This is a genomic window from Aminobacter sp. AP02 (assembly GCF_003148805.1).
Lineage (GTDB): Bacteria > Pseudomonadota > Alphaproteobacteria > Rhizobiales > Rhizobiaceae > Aminobacter.
This window is the reverse complement of the sequence record NZ_QGGX01000023.1, coordinates 34,477-51,787: the sequence shown is the minus strand read 5'-3', so window position 1 is coordinate 51,787 and position 17,311 is coordinate 34,477. Positions and strand designations below refer to the sequence as shown.

At 64.4% G+C, this 17,311-nt stretch carries 15 protein-coding genes; 9 read left to right on the top strand and 6 right to left on the bottom strand.

Going from position 1 to position 17,311, the window contains the following annotated elements; genetic code table 11:
* Window positions 1–2 precede the first annotated feature (2 nt).
* The 7 genes from C8K44_RS23235 to C8K44_RS23205 all read left to right on the top strand — a co-directional run bounded on the left by C8K44_RS23235 (window position 3) and on the right by C8K44_RS23205 (window position 7,052).
* A complete protein-coding gene (locus tag C8K44_RS23235) occupies window positions 3–1,067 on the top strand; it encodes a 3-carboxy-cis,cis-muconate cycloisomerase (protein ID WP_109578148.1) in 1,065 nt (354 codons plus the stop codon).
* Window positions 1,068–1,152: 85 nt separating this feature from the next.
* Window positions 1,153–2,325: a 4-hydroxybenzoate 3-monooxygenase gene (gene pobA, locus C8K44_RS23230; protein ID WP_109578147.1), complete on the top strand. Its 1,173-nt coding sequence runs from the start codon at window positions 1,153–1,155 to the stop codon at window positions 2,323–2,325.
* A gap of 157 nt (window positions 2,326–2,482) precedes the next feature.
* Complete coding sequence (locus C8K44_RS23225; RefSeq protein WP_109578146.1) at window positions 2,483–3,655, top strand: ABC transporter substrate-binding protein; 1,173 nt, start codon at window positions 2,483–2,485, stop codon at window positions 3,653–3,655.
* A gap of 67 nt (window positions 3,656–3,722) precedes the next feature.
* Window positions 3,723–4,586, top strand: a complete 864-nt coding sequence (locus tag C8K44_RS23220; protein ID WP_109578145.1) for a branched-chain amino acid ABC transporter permease — start codon at window positions 3,723–3,725, stop codon at window positions 4,584–4,586.
* Window positions 4,587–5,594, top strand: a complete 1,008-nt coding sequence (locus C8K44_RS23215; RefSeq protein WP_109578144.1) for a branched-chain amino acid ABC transporter permease — start codon at window positions 4,587–4,589, stop codon at window positions 5,592–5,594. It begins immediately after the preceding gene.
* Window positions 5,591–6,355 carry an ABC transporter ATP-binding protein gene (locus C8K44_RS23210; protein ID WP_109578143.1) on the top strand — a complete coding sequence of 255 codons (765 nt, stop codon included), beginning with the start codon at window positions 5,591–5,593 and terminating at the stop codon, window positions 6,353–6,355. The genes C8K44_RS23215 and C8K44_RS23210 overlap by 4 nt, the downstream gene beginning before the upstream one ends.
* A complete protein-coding gene (locus C8K44_RS23205; RefSeq protein WP_109578142.1) occupies window positions 6,336–7,052 on the top strand; it encodes an ABC transporter ATP-binding protein in 717 nt (238 codons plus the stop codon). Before C8K44_RS23210 ends, C8K44_RS23205 begins: the two co-directional genes overlap by 20 nt.
* A gap of 13 nt (window positions 7,053–7,065) precedes the next feature.
* Here the strand turns inward: C8K44_RS23205 and C8K44_RS23200 are convergent, their stop codons facing one another.
* From C8K44_RS23200 to C8K44_RS23190, 3 genes are read right to left on the bottom strand one after another with little or no spacing between them, the layout of a single operon-like run.
* A complete protein-coding gene (locus tag C8K44_RS23200) occupies window positions 7,066–10,149 on the bottom strand; it encodes an efflux RND transporter permease subunit (protein WP_109578141.1) in 3,084 nt (1,027 codons plus the stop codon).
* A gap of 1 nt (window position 10,150) precedes the next feature.
* Window positions 10,151–11,215, bottom strand: a complete 1,065-nt coding sequence (locus C8K44_RS23195; protein ID WP_109578140.1) for an efflux RND transporter periplasmic adaptor subunit — start codon at window positions 11,213–11,215, stop codon at window positions 10,151–10,153.
* Window positions 11,212–12,330: an efflux RND transporter periplasmic adaptor subunit gene (locus C8K44_RS23190; protein ID WP_109578139.1), complete on the bottom strand. Its 1,119-nt coding sequence runs from the start codon at window positions 12,328–12,330 to the stop codon at window positions 11,212–11,214. Before C8K44_RS23190 ends, C8K44_RS23195 begins: the two co-directional genes overlap by 4 nt.
* A gap of 191 nt (window positions 12,331–12,521) precedes the next feature.
* On the opposite strand from C8K44_RS23190, the gene C8K44_RS23185 reads away from it, so the two are divergent.
* Window positions 12,522–12,767 carry a DUF982 domain-containing protein gene (locus C8K44_RS23185; protein ID WP_158282781.1) on the top strand — a complete coding sequence of 82 codons (246 nt, stop codon included), beginning with the start codon at window positions 12,522–12,524 and terminating at the stop codon, window positions 12,765–12,767.
* Window positions 12,768–12,795: 28 nt separating this feature from the next.
* Here C8K44_RS23185 and C8K44_RS23180 read toward each other — a convergent pair whose 3' ends face one another.
* Window positions 12,796–13,674: an EamA family transporter gene (locus C8K44_RS23180; RefSeq protein WP_109578137.1), complete on the bottom strand. Its 879-nt coding sequence runs from the start codon at window positions 13,672–13,674 to the stop codon at window positions 12,796–12,798.
* An 85-nt stretch (window positions 13,675–13,759) separates the two neighbouring features.
* Between C8K44_RS23180 and C8K44_RS23175 the strand changes: the two genes are divergently transcribed.
* A complete protein-coding gene (locus C8K44_RS23175; RefSeq protein ID WP_109578136.1) occupies window positions 13,760–14,248 on the top strand; it encodes a MarR family transcriptional regulator in 489 nt (162 codons plus the stop codon).
* Between the two features lie 274 nt (window positions 14,249–14,522).
* Here the strand turns inward: C8K44_RS23175 and C8K44_RS23170 are convergent, their stop codons facing one another.
* Window positions 14,523–15,689 carry a PLP-dependent aspartate aminotransferase family protein gene (locus C8K44_RS23170; RefSeq protein ID WP_109578135.1) on the bottom strand — a complete coding sequence of 389 codons (1,167 nt, stop codon included), beginning with the start codon at window positions 15,687–15,689 and terminating at the stop codon, window positions 14,523–14,525.
* Window positions 15,686–17,074 (bottom strand): pyridoxal-phosphate dependent enzyme, encoded by a 1,389-nt coding sequence (locus C8K44_RS23165; RefSeq protein WP_109578166.1) that lies wholly within the window; start codon window positions 17,072–17,074, stop codon window positions 15,686–15,688. The genes C8K44_RS23170 and C8K44_RS23165 overlap by 4 nt, the downstream gene beginning before the upstream one ends.
* Window positions 17,075–17,311: the final 237 nt, after the last annotated feature.

The following is a 17,311-nucleotide window of genomic DNA, read 5'->3' as shown; positions in this document are numbered from 1 at the left end:
CCATGACAGTTTCGCCATTCGATCACCCCTATCTGTCAGGCCTGCTCGGCGACGAGCAGGTGGCGCGCCAGTTTTCCGTGGAAGCGGAAGTGGCCGCGATGCTGGCCTTCGAGCGTGCGCTCGCCGAAGCCGAGGCGGAGCGCGGGGTGATCGGCAGCGATGCCGCCGAGGCCATCGTTTCCGCGCTCGCGTCGTTTGCACCTGAGGTGCCGGCGCTCAAGGAAGCGGTCGCTCGTGACGGCGTCGTCGTGCCGGAACTTGTGCGCCAGTTGCGTGCGGCGGTCGGCGCGCCGCATGGCGACAAGCTCCATTTCGGTGCCACCAGCCAGGATGTCATCGACACGGCCCTGGTGCTTCGTCTCAAGGCCGTTGTCGAGCGCCTTGACGCCCAGCTCGCCGAAGTGCTCGCGAGACTTTCCGTCCTTGATGAAAGGTTCGGGGCCCGCCCGTTGCTGGGCCGCACGCGCATGCAGGCGGCAATTGAAATCACGGTCGCGGACCGCATCCGCGCATGGCGCGAACCGCTTGGGCGTCATCGTGCGCGCTTGGCCGTCATCAAGCCGGAGTTGCTCGTCGTCCAGTTCGGCGGTGCCGCCGGCACGCTGGAAAAGCTTGGCGACAAGGGTGCCGCCGTGCGCAAGTCGCTGGCCGAACGGCTCGGCCTCGGCGATGCACCGCAATGGCACAGTCAGCGCGATCGGCTCGCCGATTTCGCGAGCCTGCTGTCGCTGATCACGGGCAGCCTCGGCAAGTTCGGCCAGGATGCGGCACTGATGGCGCAGGACGGCTCGGAGATTTCGCTCAGCGGCGGCGGCGGCTCGTCGGCGATGCCGCACAAGCAAAATCCGGTTGCGGCCGAAGCGCTGGTCACGCTCGCGCGCTTCAATGCCACCCAGCTTTCTGGAATGCATCAGGCGCTGGTGCATGAACAGGAGCGTTCCGGCGCGGCCTGGACGCTGGAATGGCTTGTCCTGCCGCAGATGGCGGTGGCGACGGCGGCGTCTCTAAGGTTGGCCAATACGCTCGCCGGACAGATCGAAAGCATAGGCGCCAAAGCGGGCAACTAGCCCGAGGCGCAGGCAACCAAGCGCCCTTGTCGAGTTGGCCGAACGGCCACGCGAAGGATGGGCAGCGAGGCAAGAAGGATAACAAATGCGTACGCAAGTGGTCATCATCGGCTCCGGCCCCTCGGGCCTTCTGCTCGGACAGCTGCTCGCCAATAGCGGCGTCGACAACGTCATTCTCGAACGCGTCGACCGCGACTACGTGCTTGGCCGCGTCCGCGCCGGCGTTCTGGAGCAGGGCATGGTCGACCTGCTCGACGAGGCCGGCGCCGGCGCGCGCATGCATGCCGAGGGACTACCGCATGACGGCATATCGCTTGCCTTCGACGGCCGCCTTCACCGCATCGATCTGGCAGCGCTCACCGGCGGCAAGCACGTCATGGTCTACGGCCAGACCGAGGTGACGCATGACTTGATGGACAAGCGCGAGGCCGAAGGCCTGACCACCATCTACGATGCGAAAAACGTCACGCCGCAAGGCTTCGATACCGATACGCCATTCGTCACCTACGAAAAGGACGGCGCCACCCACCGCATCGATTGCGACTTCATCGCCGGCTGCGACGGCTTCCATGGTATCAGCCGCAAGTCGGTGCCTCAAGGCGCGATCAAGACCTATGAGCGCGCCTATCCGTTCGGCTGGCTCGGCATCCTGGCCGAAGTGCCGCCGGCCGATCACGAGCTGATCTACGCCAATCACGTCAGGGGCTTCGCGCTATGTTCGATGCGCTCGACCCACCGCAGCCGTTACTATGTCCAGTGCCCGCTCGACGACAAGGTCGAGGACTGGAGCGATGACCGTTTCTGGGACGAACTGCGCCGCCGCCTGCCGCCCGAGGTTGCAGCGCGCGTCGTTACCGGCCCATCCTTCGAAAAGTCGATCGCGCCGCTGCGCTCTTTTGTTGCCGAGCCGATGCGCTTTGGCCGCATGTTCCTGGTCGGCGACGCCGCCCACATCGTGCCGCCCACCGGCGCCAAGGGCCTCAATCTCGCCGCCAGCGACGTGCGCTACCTCTATTGGGGCCTGCGCGAATACTATCAGGACAAGTCGAACGCGGGCATCGATGTCTATTCGGCGCGGGCGTTGTCGCGCGTCTGGAAGGCGGTGCGGTTCTCCTGGTGGATGACCACCATGCTACACCGTTTTCCAGACACCGACGATTTCGGCCAGCGTATCCAGGAGGCCGAACTGGACTATCTCGTCCACTCGCAGGCGGCGTCTGCCTCGCTTGCTGAAAACTACGTCGGACTGCCCTACTGATCTACCGACGAGTCGAGCAGATCACATATCCGTCAGGTTATAGGATGCGCGATTCTTTTCATTTTACATTACCGTTTCGAGCATGACAGTTGGCACGATACGGTAATACCGAGACCGGCGCGCCCGACAGCGCCGGCTCGACCACAAGGAGGAAAAATTGAAGAAGTCTGTTTTGGCCGCGCTTGCGGTTCTGGCGCTTTCAAGCGCCGCCTTCGCCGACACGATCAAGGTTGGCGTCGTTGGTCCGTTCTCGGGCCCGTTCGCGATCCAGGGCAAGAATTTCAAGGCTGGCATCGACGCCTACATGGCGCTGAACGGCTCCAAGGTCGGCGACAACGACATCGAGATCGTCTACCGCGACCTTCCGGCCGCCGACCCGGCCCAGTCCAAGGCGCTGGCCCAGGAACTGGTCGTCAAGGAGGGTGTTCAGTACCTCGCAGGCTTCTACTTCACCCCTGACGCCATGGCGGTGACCCCGCTGCTCGAGCAGGCCAATGTGCCGCTGGTCGTCATGAACGCCGCCACTTCGGCGATCGTCACCAAGAGCCCGCTGGTCGTGCGCACCTCCTTCACCACCTGGCAGACCTCGGCGCCGATGGCCAAGGTCGCCAAGGAGCGCGGCGTCAAGAAGGTCATCACGGTTGTCTCCGACTACGGCCCGGGCATCGACTCCGAAAACGCCTTCAAGACCACCTTCACTGCCGAAGGCGGCGAGGTCGTCGATTCCGTGCGCATGCCGCTGTCGACCAACGACTTCAGCCCGATCATGCAGCGCGTCAAGGATTCCGGCGCCGATGCAGTGTTCGCCTTCCTGCCGTCGGGCCCGACCACGCTCGGCTTCGTCAAGGCTTATAACGAAAACGGCCTCGCCAAGGCTGGCGTCCAGTTCCTGGCACCGGGCGATTTGACCCAGGAATCCGACTTGCCGGCACTCGGCCAGGCAGCCGAAGGCCTGCTGACGACCTTCCACTACGCCGTCTCGCATGACTCGGCTGAAAACAAGAAGTTCGTCGAGGCAGCCCACAAGGCGATCGGCAACCCAGCCGAGCTGTCCTTCCCCTCGGTCGGTGCCTATGACGGCATGCACGTCATCTACAAGATGATCGAGGCGACCGGCGGCAAGCAGGACGCCCAGAAGGCCGTCGACGCCGTCAAGGGCCTTGCCTGGGAAAGCCCGCGCGGTCCGGTTTCGATCGATCCCGAGACCCGTCACATGACGCAGAACATCTATCTGCGCGAGGTCGCCAAGGCCGCCGACGGCACCTACTACAACAAGGAAATCGCGACCTTCGAAAAGCAGGGCGACCCCGGCCTTGCGGCTGCGAAGTAACAGCGCTACGCCAACGACAGGGCCCGGACGCCGCGAGGCGGTTTCCGGGCCGCTGCTGGATTGAACGATGCAAACCGTTTTCAGTGTTGGGATCGACGCGCTTGCCTATGGCATGGTGCTGTTCGTCATCTCGATTGGACTTTCGGTGACCATGGGCTTGATGCGCGTGGTCAACCTCGCCCATGGCGCTTTTGCCATGATCGGCGGCTATATCGCCTCCTACGCCACCCAGACGCTCGGCTTCGGCTATGGCGTGGCCATCCTTGTCGCGGTGGTGGGCACCATCATCATCGCCATCCCGGTCGAGCGGTTCCTCTATCGCCGCATCTATGGCGCGCCTGAACTTACCCAGGTGCTGATGACCATCGGCATCACCTTCTGTGTCATCGGCATTGCCAACTATGTCTTCGGCCCGACCCTGAAGACCATTCCATTGCCAGAGGCGCTGCGCGGTCCGGTCGATCTCGGTTTCCGCTCGATTGCCGCCCACAAGCTTTTTGCCATTGCCTGCGGCGTAGCCGTTGCCGGCGCGCTGTGGTTCCTGATCGAAAAGACCTCTTTCGGCGTCAAGCTGCGCGCTTCGGTCGACAATGCCGCCATGGCGGCCTCGCTCGGCGTTCGCACCAAGATCGTCTATGCGGTGAGCTTCGCGGTCGCCGTCGGCCTTGCCGCTTTCGGCGGCATCGTCGGTGCCGAGCTGTTGCCGATCGAGCCCTATTACGCGCTGCGCTACATGGTCACCTTCCTGGTCGTCGTCTCGGTTGGCGGTGCCGGCTCCATCCCCGGCGCTCTGCTCGCTTGCCTGCTGCTTGGTGCCATCGACACGTCAGGCCGCTACCTTCTGCCGGAATATGGCGAGTTCTTCTTCTACCTCGCCGTCATTGCAATCGTCTGCGTCTTCCCGCGCGGCCTGTTGGGCAGGAGCAAGTAGATGGCTGCCATCGAAAACACCTCCGCTGCCAAGCCGGCGGCAACGCGCCCGAACTGGTTGGTGCGCGACCTCGTCGGTCTCGCCGTGATCCTGGCCGTGGCCGCGATCGGCTACTTCCTGTTCCCCAACAATCTGGCGCTGCTGACCCGTATCCTCGGGGTGGCGCTGCTGGTCCTGTCCATCGATCTCGTCACCGGCTTCTGCGGCGTCGCCACGCTTGGCCATGCCGCGCTGTTCGGCGCAGGTGCCTATGCCTCGGGAATCGCCGCCGTACATTTCGGCATCACCGATCCGCTGCTGATGGTCGTCGTCGGTGCCATTGGCGGTGCGCTAGCCGGCATCGTTTCCGGTGCCGTCATCCTGCGCGGCCATGGGCTGGCGCAGCTGGTGCTGTCCATCGCCGTCGTCCACCTGTTCCACGAGGCCGCCAACAAGGCCTCCGCCTATACCGGCGGCAGCGACGGCCTGTCCGGCATCTCGCCCGATCCGATCTTCGGCATGTTCGCTTTCGATCTGTGGGGCCGCACGGCCTACGGTTTCGCCGTGGCGCTGGTAGCGATCGCGTTCGTTGTGCTGCGCCTGATCACCCGTTCGCCTTTCGGCATGCTGTGCCGCGGTATCAAGGAAGACCCGATCCGCATCCGCGCCATGGGCGCGTCGGTGCAGGGCACGCTGCTCAAGATGTATGTCATCTCGGGTGCGGTCGCTGGCGTCGGCGGCGCGCTCAACGCCATCTCGACCCAGGTCGTCGGCCTCGACTCGCTCAGCTTCACGCTTTCCGCCGAAGCGCTGGTCATGCTGGTTCTCGGCGGCACGGGGTCGCTTTACGGTGCGCTCATCGGCACAGTCAGCTTCATGTGGTTCGAGGACTTCGTTTCGGCCGCCAATCCGTTCCACTGGCTCACCATCGTCGGTGCCTTGCTGATCGCCGTCGTGCTGTTTGCGCCGCGCGGCCTCTACGGCTCCGCCCAGACGCTGCTCGATCGTTTTAGGGGTGACGGCAAATGAGCGCGGTATTCCAGGTCGAAAACCTGAAAAAATCCTTCGGTGGCCTTGCCGTCACGCAGGACGTTTCGATCACCATGAACCCCGGCGACCGGGTCGCCCTGATCGGTCCCAACGGTGCCGGCAAGACCACCTTCGTCAATCTGGTCACCGGCCATCTCGAGCCCGATTCCGGCAAGGTTATGCTGGGCGGCAACGACGTCACGTCCCTTGGGCCGACGCCGCGGGTCCGCCAGGGCCTCGTGCGTTCGTTCCAGGTGACGCGCCTGTTCCCCGACATGACGCCGGAGGAGCATCTCGCACTCGCCGTCATGCAGCGCACCGGTCGTACCGGCCGCATCTTCGGCCACTACCATTCGATGCCGGATGTCATGGCCGAGGTCGCCGAACTGCTGCGTACGCTCGGTCTCGATCACATCGCCACCCGCAAGGTCAGCGAGATCGCCTATGGCCAGCAGCGCCTGCTGGAGATCGCGCTGGCGCTCGCGCTCAAGCCAAAGGTGCTGTTGCTCGACGAGCCCGCGGCTGGCGTTCCGCAGAGCGACACGCCGCGCATCGAGGCGGCCCTTGCCGGCCTGCCGTCCGACCTGGCCGTGCTGATGATCGAGCACGACATGGACCTCGTTTTCCGCTTCGCCAAGCGTGTCATCGTTCTCGCCGCCGGCGCCATCATCTTCGACGGCTCGCCTGAAGACGTCACCAAGGATGCGCGCGTGCGCGAAGCCTATCTCGGAAGCTACGCCAATGACCGCAGCGCCGCTTGAAGTCAAAGACCTGAGCGCCGGCTACGGCCCGACGCGCGTGCTGGAGGGCATCAGCTTTTCGGTGCCCGCCGGTTCGCGGCTTGCCGTGCTCGGCCGCAACGGCATGGGCAAGACGACGCTGCTGGCCACCATCGCCGGCCAGACCAAACGCTACGGCGGTTCGATCCGCCTCGGCGGCACCGACATGAGCAGCCAGGAAAGCTCGGCACGGGCGCGCAGCGGCCTTGGCTACGTGCCGCAGGCGCGCTGCATCTTTCCCTCGCTCACCGTCGAGGAAAACCTGTTCGTCGGCCTCAAGGGCCGCGACCGCTCGGCGATCGAGGAAGCCTATGGCATGTTCCCGCGCCTCAAGGAGCGGCGGAAAAACCTCGGCTCCCAGCTTTCCGGCGGCGAGCAGCAAATGCTGTCGACAGCGCGCAGCATCCTTGGCAAGCCGACCGTACTGTTGCTCGACGAGCCGCTGGAAGGCCTGGCGCCGGTCATCTGCGAGGAGCTGATGGCGGCGTTCTCGAACCTCGCCTCGGGCGGTGAGATGACTGTCGTGCTGGTCGAGCAGCGCATCCAGAGCGCGCTCGATTTCGCCGACCACGCCATCATCCTCGAGCGTGGCCGTGTTGCCTGGTCGGGCACGCCCATCGAGCTCGCGGCGCAGCCGGACGTCGTCGAGCGCCTGCTCGGCGTCGGTGGTTTGCACTGACCCGAGGGCCGGCTTACGCGGCCGGGGCCTCTGCGGGTTCCCTGTGGGGTGCGTTTTCCGCCGGCTCCTCGAGCCTGAACCAGGCGACATAGAGCGCGGGCAGGAACAGCAGCGTGATCGCCGTTCCGGCTAGGATGCCGCCCATCATCGCATAGGCCATTGGTGCCCAGAATACCTCGCGCGCGATCGGGATAAGCGCCAGGCTGGCTGCTGCCGCGGTAAGCGCGATCGGCCGCATTCGGTGCTCCGATGCCTCGATCACCGCGTGCCAGCGATCGGTGCCGGTCGCGATCAGCTCCTCTATCTGCACGATCAGGATCACCGAATTGCGGATCAGGATGCCGACTAGCGCCAATACGCCAAGCACTGCAACGAAACCCAGGGGCTGCCCTGTCGGCAGCAGTGCCGCCACGACGCCGATCAGGCCCAGGGGTGCAACGGCAACAACCAGGAACAGCCGCTGGAAGCTTTGCAGCTGGATCATAAGCACGGTTGCCATGACAAACAGCATCAGCGGCACCACGGCGATGATGGGCCCTTGGCTCTTGGCGCTTTCTTCGACCGTGCCACCTGTCGCGACCGCATAGCCAGCCGGCAGCTTGGCGATGAATGCGTCGACCGTAGGCTTCAACTCGGCAACGACGGTGTCCGGAAGCGTGTTGCCGACAAGCCCTGCCTTGACGGTGATGGTCGGCATCCGGCTGCGCCGCCAGACGGTCGGCTGTTCGATCTCGTAGTGGACGTCGGCTACGGTGGCGAGCGGGATCGCCTCGCCGTTGCCGGTGGGGATCTGCAGGTTGCGCAGGGTCTCGATCGAGCCGCGCTCGGCTTCTTCGGCGCGCACCACCACATTGATTAGATAGGTTGCGTCGCGCACCTGGGTGATGGACACACCGCCAACCACGCTGTTCATCGCACTGGCGATGTCTTGCGACGTGATGCCGAGCTGACGCGCCTTGTCCTGCAATACGTCGACCTTGAGCACGCGCGAGGGCTCGTTCCAGTCGAAGCTCGGCGCCTGCAATTTCGGATTACCCGATATCTCAGTGGCGAATTGCTGCGACAGCGTGCGTACCATCTGGATGTCGGGGCCGCTGACGCGATACTGCACGGGGCGTCCGACGGGCGGGCCGAGTTCGAGCGTCTTGACGAAGGCATCGGTGCCGACGAACTGCTCGCGCAGGATCTTTTCGATCGCGGGTTGCACCCGGTGCCGCGCCTCGAGATCCTTGGTGACGATGACGGTCTGGCCGAAATAGGGATTGGACGGTTGCACGTCATAGGCCAGCACGAAACGTACCGCGCCCTGGCCGATGTAGGAACTCCAGTGGTCGACGTCGGCATTGCCCTTGAGCGCTATCTGTTCGAAGCGCTCCATCTGCGCGCGCGTCTCGGCGATCGAGCTGTTCTGCGGCAGGTTCCAATCGACGATCAGCTCGGGACGGTCCGACGGCGGAAAGAACTGCTGCTGCACGAAGGTCAGCCCGAACACCGACGCGGCAAACAGCGCGATGGTGGCAAAGATGGTGATCCAGTGGCGGCGCACCGCCAGATGCAGCAGGTGCGAGAAGCCGGCGGCGACACGCCCTGGCCGCTCGCTATGCTTCTTCATGGTCGCCGGCAGGAGCGTGACGCCGAGCAGCGGCGCAAACAGCACCGCAACGATCCACGACAGCAGCAGCGACACCGCGATCACCACAAACAATGTGTAGGTGTATTCGCCGGCCTGGCTGGTGTTGAGCCCGATGGGGATGAAGCCCGCCACCGTCACCAGCGTACCGGTCAGCATCGGGAAGGCGGTCGAGGTGTAGACGTAGGTGGCGGCTTTTCTCAGTGAATCGCCGACCTCCAGCCGCGCCACCATCATTTCGACGGCAATCATCGCGTCGTCGACCAAAAGCCCGAGCGCGATGATCAGCGCGCCGAGCGAAATGCGCTGCAGCGAAATGCCCAAATAGGCCATGACCAGGAAGGTGATCGCCAGCACCAGCGGGATCGACAGCGCGACGACGAAACCGGCGCGCATGCCGAGGCTGACGAAGGAGACGGCGAGCACGATCGCCACCGCCTCGAAGAGTGCGCGGGTGAAGCCCGAGACGGCTTCCTCGACGATCACCGGCTGATCGGCGACGAGGTGGACGCCGACCCCGATCGGCAGGTCGCCGGTCACCTCGTCCATCACCTTCGCCAGCTCCGCGCCGAAATCGAGAAGGTTGGCATTGGGCTTCATGCCGATGGCAAGGGCGATCGCCGGCTCGCCGTTGACGCGAAACAGCGACGTCGGCGGATCGACGTAGCCGCGGCTGATGGTGGCCACGTCACTCAGGCGGAAAAAGCGGTCGTTGACCCTCAGATTGATCGCCCGCAGGCTTTCCTCCGAGGTGAACTGGCCGCTGACACGAACCGCGATGCGTTCCGGCCCGGCCTGGATCACGCCGGACGGCGACACCGCGTTCTGCGCCTGCAGGCTTTCGATGACGGCCTGCTGGTCGAGGCCGAGGGCGGCAATCTGGCGGGTGGAGAACTCGAGATAGATCACCTCGTCCTGGGCACCCACGAGTTCGACCTTGCCGGCATTGGGAATGCTCAGGATGCGCGTGCGTACCGTCTCGACATAGTCGCGCAGTTGGCGCATCGACAGCCCGTCCGCGGTGAAGGCATAGATGTTGCCGAACACGTCACCGAAGCGGTCGTTGTAGAACGGCCCCTGCACCCCTTGCGGGAATTCGGGCCGGAGGTCGTTGATCATGTTGCGCACTTCCACCCAGGTGGGCGTCACGTCGCGCGCCTTGGTGGTCGGCTTGAGATTGACGAAGATGAGCGTCTGGCCCGCGGTCGTCACGCTGCGGGTGTAGTCGAGGCTTTCAAGCTCTTCGAGCTTCTTTTCGATGCGCTCGGTGACTTGCTTGGTGGTTTCTTCGACCGATGCGCCGGGCCAGTTGGCCTGGATCAGCATGGTCTTGATGGTGAAGCTGGGGTCTTCCTCGCGGCCCAGATGCAGATAGGAGAAAACGCCTGCGATCGTGAAGATCAGCATGAAATACCAGACCAGCGAACGGTGGTTCAGCGCCCAGTCGGAAAGATTGAAACTCTTCACGCTATGCCCCTTCCGGAATTCTGACCTTCTGGCCTTCTGAAAGGCTGTTCACGCCTGCCGTAACGACGCGAGTCCCTGGCTCGATGCCGTTCAGCGTGAAGCTGACCCCATCCTTTGCCCTCACGTCCACGCCGTGCAGACTGACGGTCGACGCACTGGGGTCGACCACCCAGACAAAGTGCTTGCCGTCTCTTTCATGCAGTGCCGACAGTGGCAGATCGATCGTCTCGTCGGCCCGAGATACCCTTGATGCCGTCACGGTCGATCCGAGCCGGAAGGCCGTCGGTGGTTCGTCAAGCGCCAGTCGCACCCGTCGTGTACGCGTGGCGGCATCGGCCTGAGGCGCGATCTCGCGGATGTGGGCTGTGGTGCGCAGCGAAGGAAGCGTTTGCAAGGAGACCTCGAACTCGTCGCCCTTGTTGAGCCTGCCGACCAACTGGTCGGGTATGTCGACGACTGCTTCGCGCGCGTCCGAGCGCGCCACTGTCACCACCATCTGGCCCGGCGACACCGTCTGGCCGACCTCGGCACCTGTCGCCGTCACGATGCCGTCGAAATCCGAAAACAGCCTGGCATATCCGAGCTGTTCGTCTGTCTTGGCAAGGGCGGCACGCGCGCGCTCGACATTCGCCGAAGCGGAATCAAGCGCCTGCTTGGCGGAATCGTAGACGGCTTGCGAAGTGTTGGCCTCGGCGAGCAGCGCGCGCTGGCGCTCTTCGCTGGCGGCAGCATTGGCAAACTGCGCCTCCGCTGTCGACAGGTCTGCGCGTGCGGCCTGCGATGCCAGCTCGAGCGAAAGCGGATCGATCGCGGCAAGCGTCGTTCCCTTGGTCACCTGGTCGCCAACGCTCACATCGCGTGCCACCAGCCGTCCGAGCAGGCGGAAGGCGAGGTCTGCCGAAAACTCGGGCTGGATCGTGCCGGCAAAACCCAGCGCGGTGTGTGCTTGCGGCTGGACCACCTGCGACAGCACTGGCCGGATGACCTCCTTGGGTGCCGGCTGCTCCTGGCTGCAGCTGGCCAGCGCCAGCGCCACCACCATGCCGAAAGGCGTGAAGGATTTCATGGCGCGATCTCCACGATCTGGCCGGGGCTCAGCATCTGGCCCCCTTGCGCGACCACTGTTTGTCCGATTTCCAGTCCCTTGGCGACCACGACGATGCCGGAAGCGAAAGACTTCACCTCGATGGGCACCATGGTCACGGCCTTGGTCGCGGGGTCGACTGTCCAGACCGCGGGCCTGCCGCTGTCGGACATCAGCGACTGCCACGGCAGCACGATTGACGGCTCGGGCTCGGACACGATGGTGCCTGTAATTGCTGCCCCCAACGGCATTTCGGCAGGGGTGTCGGGTACCGCTACCTTGACGCGGATGGAGCCGGAGGCGGGGTCGACTGCCGGCGAGACCTCGCGTACCTGGCCAGCCGCCTCGATCTTGGGGTCGGAAATGAGCGCGATCTTCACCGTTGGCGCCACCGGATTGCGAGCAACCAGCGCTTCGTCGACGTTGAACACAGCGTCGCGGTCGCCATCTTCGGCAACGGTGAAAACCGTTTGCGCTGCCTGCACCACCTGGCCGACTTCGACCGTTCGGGCCGTCACCACGCCGTTCGCACCGGCCTTCAGCTCGGTGTAGGTCAGTCGATCCTGGGCGTTCGCCAACTGGCTTTGTGCCGCCTGCACGCCGCTTTGGGCGACGCGCTGCGCCTGGTCGGCGAGGTCGTAGTCGCGCCGCGTCGTAAAACCTTGGGCGAGAAGTGTCTTTTGGCGGTCGAAGGCCGCTGACGCCTGCCTGAGCTGCGCCTCTGCCGCATAAAGGCTCGCTTGCGCTGCCCTCACGTCCGACTGCTGCTCCTGCGGGTCGAGCCGGGCCAGCACCTCGCCCTTTGTCACGCGCTGGCCGGTGTCCACGTTGCGTTCGGCGACCCGGCCGCCGACCTGAAACGACAGATTGTTGAGGGTGCGTGCGGCGATGACACCGGTCAGCGAGGTGGCTGGCGCGAAATCGGACAGCTTCACCTCGACCGAGCGCACCATGATCGGCTGGCGCTCCCCTGCTTCCTGCTTCTGGCAGGCGGCGAGGGGCAGTGTCAGGCAAAGCGCAAACACTGTGAGTGGCGAAAGGGCGTGTGACCGTCTTGTGCTGGGGACGCCAGACGTGATCGGGTTCGTGGATCGCATGGACACCCCCAAATCGCTTCGGCCCACGCTACGATGCCTAATGCGATCCGGCAACGCCTAGTCGATTTTCTTGACGGTGCTGCGACATTGGATTGCAGACAAGGTTTAGGCAAGGTTGCCCGGGCGCTGCAAGTCGGGGAACTTGAACAATGCCTGCGCGTTGTTTGTCGCAATCAATTTCGGAGGACGCCATGGATCGCCTGCTGTTCGACAGTCCCGTCACGATCCGCATCGGAGCGGAAAGCACGCAGCGCGAGGTGACCACCGTCAAGGGGGCCTACGAGGCGCTTGTCGACTGGCCCCATGCCAAGCGCAGCGGCCCGCTCTACCGGGAAGCAGTGGAAACCGTTTCCGCCGCGCTTGCTGGCACCCGCACGCGAGAGGCGGCGAAGCGGGCCTTTGTCGCCGCCGCCGACGAGATTGGCATACGCGTCTGAACGCTGCTCGCCGTGACGTGATTGCGGTTCAGGTGGTGGCGAGCCTTTCGGTCACCGGCTTGGCCTGCTGGGCACGCTGGCTGAGCCACACGCTGCCGAGAACAACGGCCATGCCGGCAATCTGTGCCGGACTGAGCGACTGGCCAAGCACCGACCAGCCAAGGATGACGGCGGTCATCGGGCTCAGGAAACCGAGCGGGGCAACCACAGAGGGTTCAAGCCGGGCAATGCCGCGGAACCACAAGATGTAGGTCAGTGCAGCGCCGATCAGGCCGAGATAGGCGAAGCCGAGTACATTGGCAGCGGTGAGTGCGGGCAGCGACGGTTCCAGCCACAGCACGGCGGGAAGCAGGAGCACCCCACCAGCGGTCAGCTGCCAGGCCGTGAAGGTCAGCGGCGTCACAGGCGGCTGCCAGCGGCGGCTGAGCACGGTTCCGGCGGCCATCGACACGGCGCCGGCCAGACCGGCGACGATGCCGATCGGGTCCAGTGCGGCGCTCGGCGTCAGAATCAGCAGTGCCACGCCGCCCATGCCGGCAATAGCCGCGACGATGGCCATCGGGCGAATGGGCGATGCGAGCAGGGCGCGGGCCAAAAGGATGACGATCAGCGGCTGGATCGCGCCGACGGTTGCGGCCACCCCGCCCGGCAGTCTGTAGGCGGCGACGAACAGCAACCACCAGAAAATCGAGAAGTTGAGTGCGCCGAGCACCAGCACTCGGGCCCACCAGATGCCTTGCGGCAATTGCCTGACCAAAAGCAGCAACAACAGGCCGGCGGGCAGGGCGCGCAGCATCGCCACCGTCAGCGGGTAGCCTGAAGGCAGGAACTGTGTCGTGACGATATAGGTGCTGCCCCAGATCGCCGGGGCGATCGCCGTCAGGAGAAGGTCGGTGTTGCGGGACACGAAATTATCTCCACGTCAATAATCTCGACCTCAAGATAATGCAGGATCTCTTGACGTCAAGAGAATATTTCGGGAAAGGTCGGCCATGGATCAGGTTGACGACATTCTCGCCCAGTGGAACCGCGAACGGCCCGACCTCGACGTCGCGCCGATGGGGCTGATCGGCCGGCTCAACCGCGTGTCGCAGCATCTTGGCCGTGAGATGGAAAAGACTTTCGCCGCGCACGGGCTGAACTTCGCCAGCTTCGACGTGCTGGCGACCCTGCGCCGCTCCGGCGCGCCCTACGCGTTGTCGCCGGGCGACCTGTCCGCCACGATGATGATCACCTCGGGCACGATGACCAACCGCGTCGACCAGTTGGAAAAGGCGGGCCTTGTCGCGCGCAAGCTCAACCCCGACGACCGCCGCAGCTTCATCGTCTCGCTCACCGACAAGGGTTTTGCCACCATCGATGCCGCCGTCACCGATCACGTGGCGACGCAAACGCGTATCGTCGAGATGCTGGCGCCCGACGAGAGGACCGTGCTGAACGCGCTGCTCAGCAAGTTTTTGGTGGGTTTCGAGAGCGCGTGACGCTGCCGGTTTCTTAGACGTCAGCGCTGCCCCTCATCCCCCTGCCGGTACCTTCTCCCCGTATAGTGACGGGGAGAAGGGGGCTGGCCGCGATGTCAGCACCGTTGCGGTGACCGAGGGACGGCTGACCGCGACGGTGCTCCGTTCTAAGAGGCGATGTCCTTCTTGAGGAACGTAGACGGACGCTCAACGCTGACGTCCCCCTCTCCCCGTTTACGGGGAGAGGGTAAGGGTGAGGGGCAGCTCCATCTCACAAGACCAGCTAGGTGAAAAATCACCCCGCCAGCGCCTGTTCCAGGTCGGCGATAAGATCGTCGCCATCCTCGATGCCGGCCGACAGTCGCACCAGCGAATCCGAGATGCCGATCTCGGCACGTTTGTCAGCGGGGATCGAGCCGTGCGTCATCAGCGCCGGATGCTCGATCAGGCTTTCGACCCCGCCCAGGCTTTCAGCCAACGTGAAGAGCTGCGTGCGCTCGAGGAAGCGTTTGGTGCCTGCGAGATCGCGGTCCAGCACCGCAGTGATCATGCCGCCGAAGGCAAACATCTGCGCCTTGGCGATGGCATGCTGCGGATGGCTCTCCAGGCCCGGATAGATCACCCGCACGACGTCTGTGCGTCCCTGCAGCCAGCGCGCGATCTTCAGCCCGTTGGCCGAGTGCCGCTCGACGCGCAGCGCCAGGGTCTTGACGCCGCGCAGCGCCAGAAAACTGTCGAACGGCCCGGAAATCGCACCAATCGCGTTCTGCAGGAATTTCAGCTGGGCCGCGAGGTCCTTGTTGTCGCCGACGACAACGCAGCCGCCCACCATGTCGGAATGGCCGTTGAGATATTTCGTCGTCGAATGCACCACGATGTCGATGCCAAGCTCCAGCGGCCGCTGCAGATAGGGGCTGCAAAAAGTGTTGTCGGCGACCGTCAGCACGCCCTTGCGCTTCGCCAGCGCCGCCACCTCTTCGAGATCGACGACGCGCAGCAGCGGATTGGTCGGTGTTTCGACCCACAGCATCTTCGTTTCCGGTCGGATCGCCGCCTCCACCGCCGCCAGGTCGGTGAAGTCGACGAAGCTGACCTGGAGGCCGGCCGAGCGCTTGCGCACGCGTTCGAGCAGCCGGAACGTGCCGCCATAGATGTCGTCGGTGGCAACGATGTGCGCGCCTGCGTCGAGCAGCTCGAAGACAGTGGCGATGGCCGCCAGCCCCGAAGCGAAGGCGAAGCCGGCAGAGCCGCTTTCGAGATCGGCGATAGCGCGCTCGAAGGCAAAGCGCGTCGGGTTCTGGCTGCGGGCGTATTCAAACCCCTTATGCACGCCGGGGCTCTGCTGGCCATAGGTCGAGGTTGCATAGATCGGCACCATCACGGCGCCCGTCGTCGGGTCATGGCTCTGGCCGCCATGGATCGTGCGCGTCGAAAAGGCCAGTCGGTTCTTCGCAGTGGTCATTTTGCCCGCCTGAGATGGTTGATGAGGTCGACGCGGGTGATCAGCCCGATGAATTCTTCGCCGTCGAAGATGATCGCCACTTCGTTGCGGTCGAAGATCGGCAGCAGCGCATCGAGCGTCTGGTTGGCCTGCAGCGTGTGCAGGTCCTTGCTCATCGCGGTTGCGACCGGTGCGTTGAAGCGGTTCCAGCGGCTGTCATAGGGTCCCTCGACGACGGCGAGGATATCGCTCTCGTCGACGATGCCGACCAGCTTGCCCTCTTCGAGCACCGGCAGCTGCGACACGTCTCCGCGCCGCATCCTGCCATAGGCGGTCAGCAGGCTGTCGCCGGGACCGACGAACACCGTGCCGCCCTCGCGATGCGAACGCGCCACGAGGTCGCTCAGGTCGCCGTGCTGCGCGCGCTCGGCCAGTCCCTGTTCGGCCAGCCAGAAATCGTCGAACACCTTGGAGAGATATTTGTTGCCGCTGTCGCAGACGAAGGTCACCACCCGCTTCGGCGTCTTCTGCTCGCGGCAATAACGCAGCGCCGCCGACAAAAGCGTGCCCGAGGACGATCCGGCGAGGATACCCTCCTTGGCAAGCAGGTCGCGCACCGCCAGCATGCTCGCCTTGTCGGTGACCGAATATGCCTTTTTGACCAGCGAAAGATCGCAGTTGGGCGGCACGAAATCCTCGCCGATGCCCTCCACCGTCCAGCTGCCGGCTTCTTCCATCTTGCCGGTCTTCACCAGGGGCGCCAGCACCGAGCCCAAAGGATCGGCCAGCATCATCTCGGTCTTCGGCGACACCTTGGCGAAGAACCGCCCGAGCCCGGTCAGAGTGCCGCCCGAGCCGACGCCGACCACCACGGCATCGACGTCGCCAGCGAGCTGCTGCCATATTTCCGGGCCGGTCGACGCCTCGTGTGCCTCGGGGTTGGCCGGATTGGCGAACTGGTTGACGTAGAACGATCCTGGGATCTCGGCGGCGATCTTCTCCGCCATGTCCTGGTAGTATTCGGGGTGGCCCTTGCCGACGTCGGAGCGCGTCAGCCGGACTACCGCGCCAAGCGCCCGCAGATGCTGGATTTTCTCGCGGGACATCTTGTCGGGCACGACGAGGATGATGCGATAGCCCTTGGGAATGCCGACCTGGGCGAGGCCGAGCCCGGTATTGCCGGCGGTCGCCTCGACGATCGTGCCGCCGCGCTTGAGCTTGCCCTCGCGCTCAGCCGCCGCGATCATCGACAGCGCGATGCGGTCCTTGATCGAGCCGCCGGGGTTCTGGCTTTCGAGCTTGATGAACAGCCGGCACGGCCCGGTGTCGAACTGCGTAAGCTCTACAACCGGCGTTTCGCCGATCAAATCGAGCACGGACCTGAAAGGCGGGTTCAAACGGCTCATGGCAGCGTCTCCCACGTCAAGCAAGCTCATCGAGCATATCCCATGTCAGGCGGGCGGGCACCCGCCGTCCGGTTGATCCTTGGCCGCATCAGCCGGTATCGACGCATTTACCGGAGGCGTATGCCATGAACAAAGGCAGCGAATTTCGTTTCGGATCGAACCTTGAGAAGGAAATTCCCAGACCGGTTCGATAGTTCCGTCCTGAGGCAATATCTTTCCTGCTTGGGCGTTGTTGAC

Coding starts and splice junctions, on each gene's coding strand:
- C8K44_RS23235 (WP_109578148.1), top strand. CDS start 3: ATGACAGTTTCGCCATTCGATCACCCCTATCTGTCAGGCCTGCTCGGC.
- pobA (WP_109578147.1), top strand. CDS start 1,153: ATGCGTACGCAAGTGGTCATCATCGGCTCCGGCCCCTCGGGCCTTCTG.
- C8K44_RS23220 (WP_109578145.1), top strand. CDS start 3,723: ATGCAAACCGTTTTCAGTGTTGGGATCGACGCGCTTGCCTATGGCATG.
- C8K44_RS23215 (WP_109578144.1), top strand. CDS start 4,587: ATGGCTGCCATCGAAAACACCTCCGCTGCCAAGCCGGCGGCAACGCGC.
- C8K44_RS23210 (WP_109578143.1), top strand. CDS start 5,591: ATGAGCGCGGTATTCCAGGTCGAAAACCTGAAAAAATCCTTCGGTGGC.
- C8K44_RS23205 (WP_109578142.1), top strand. CDS start 6,336: ATGACCGCAGCGCCGCTTGAAGTCAAAGACCTGAGCGCCGGCTACGGC.
- C8K44_RS23195 (WP_109578140.1), bottom strand. CDS start 11,215: ATGAAATCCTTCACGCCTTTCGGCATGGTGGTGGCGCTGGCGCTGGCC.
- C8K44_RS23190 (WP_109578139.1), bottom strand. CDS start 12,330: ATGCGATCCACGAACCCGATCACGTCTGGCGTCCCCAGCACAAGACGG.
- C8K44_RS23185 (WP_158282781.1), top strand. CDS start 12,522: ATGGATCGCCTGCTGTTCGACAGTCCCGTCACGATCCGCATCGGAGCG.
- C8K44_RS23175 (WP_109578136.1), top strand. CDS start 13,760: ATGGATCAGGTTGACGACATTCTCGCCCAGTGGAACCGCGAACGGCCC.
- C8K44_RS23170 (WP_109578135.1), bottom strand. CDS start 15,689: ATGACCACTGCGAAGAACCGACTGGCCTTTTCGACGCGCACGATCCAT.
- C8K44_RS23165 (WP_109578166.1), bottom strand. CDS start 17,074: ATGAGCCGTTTGAACCCGCCTTTCAGGTCCGTGCTCGATTTGATCGGC.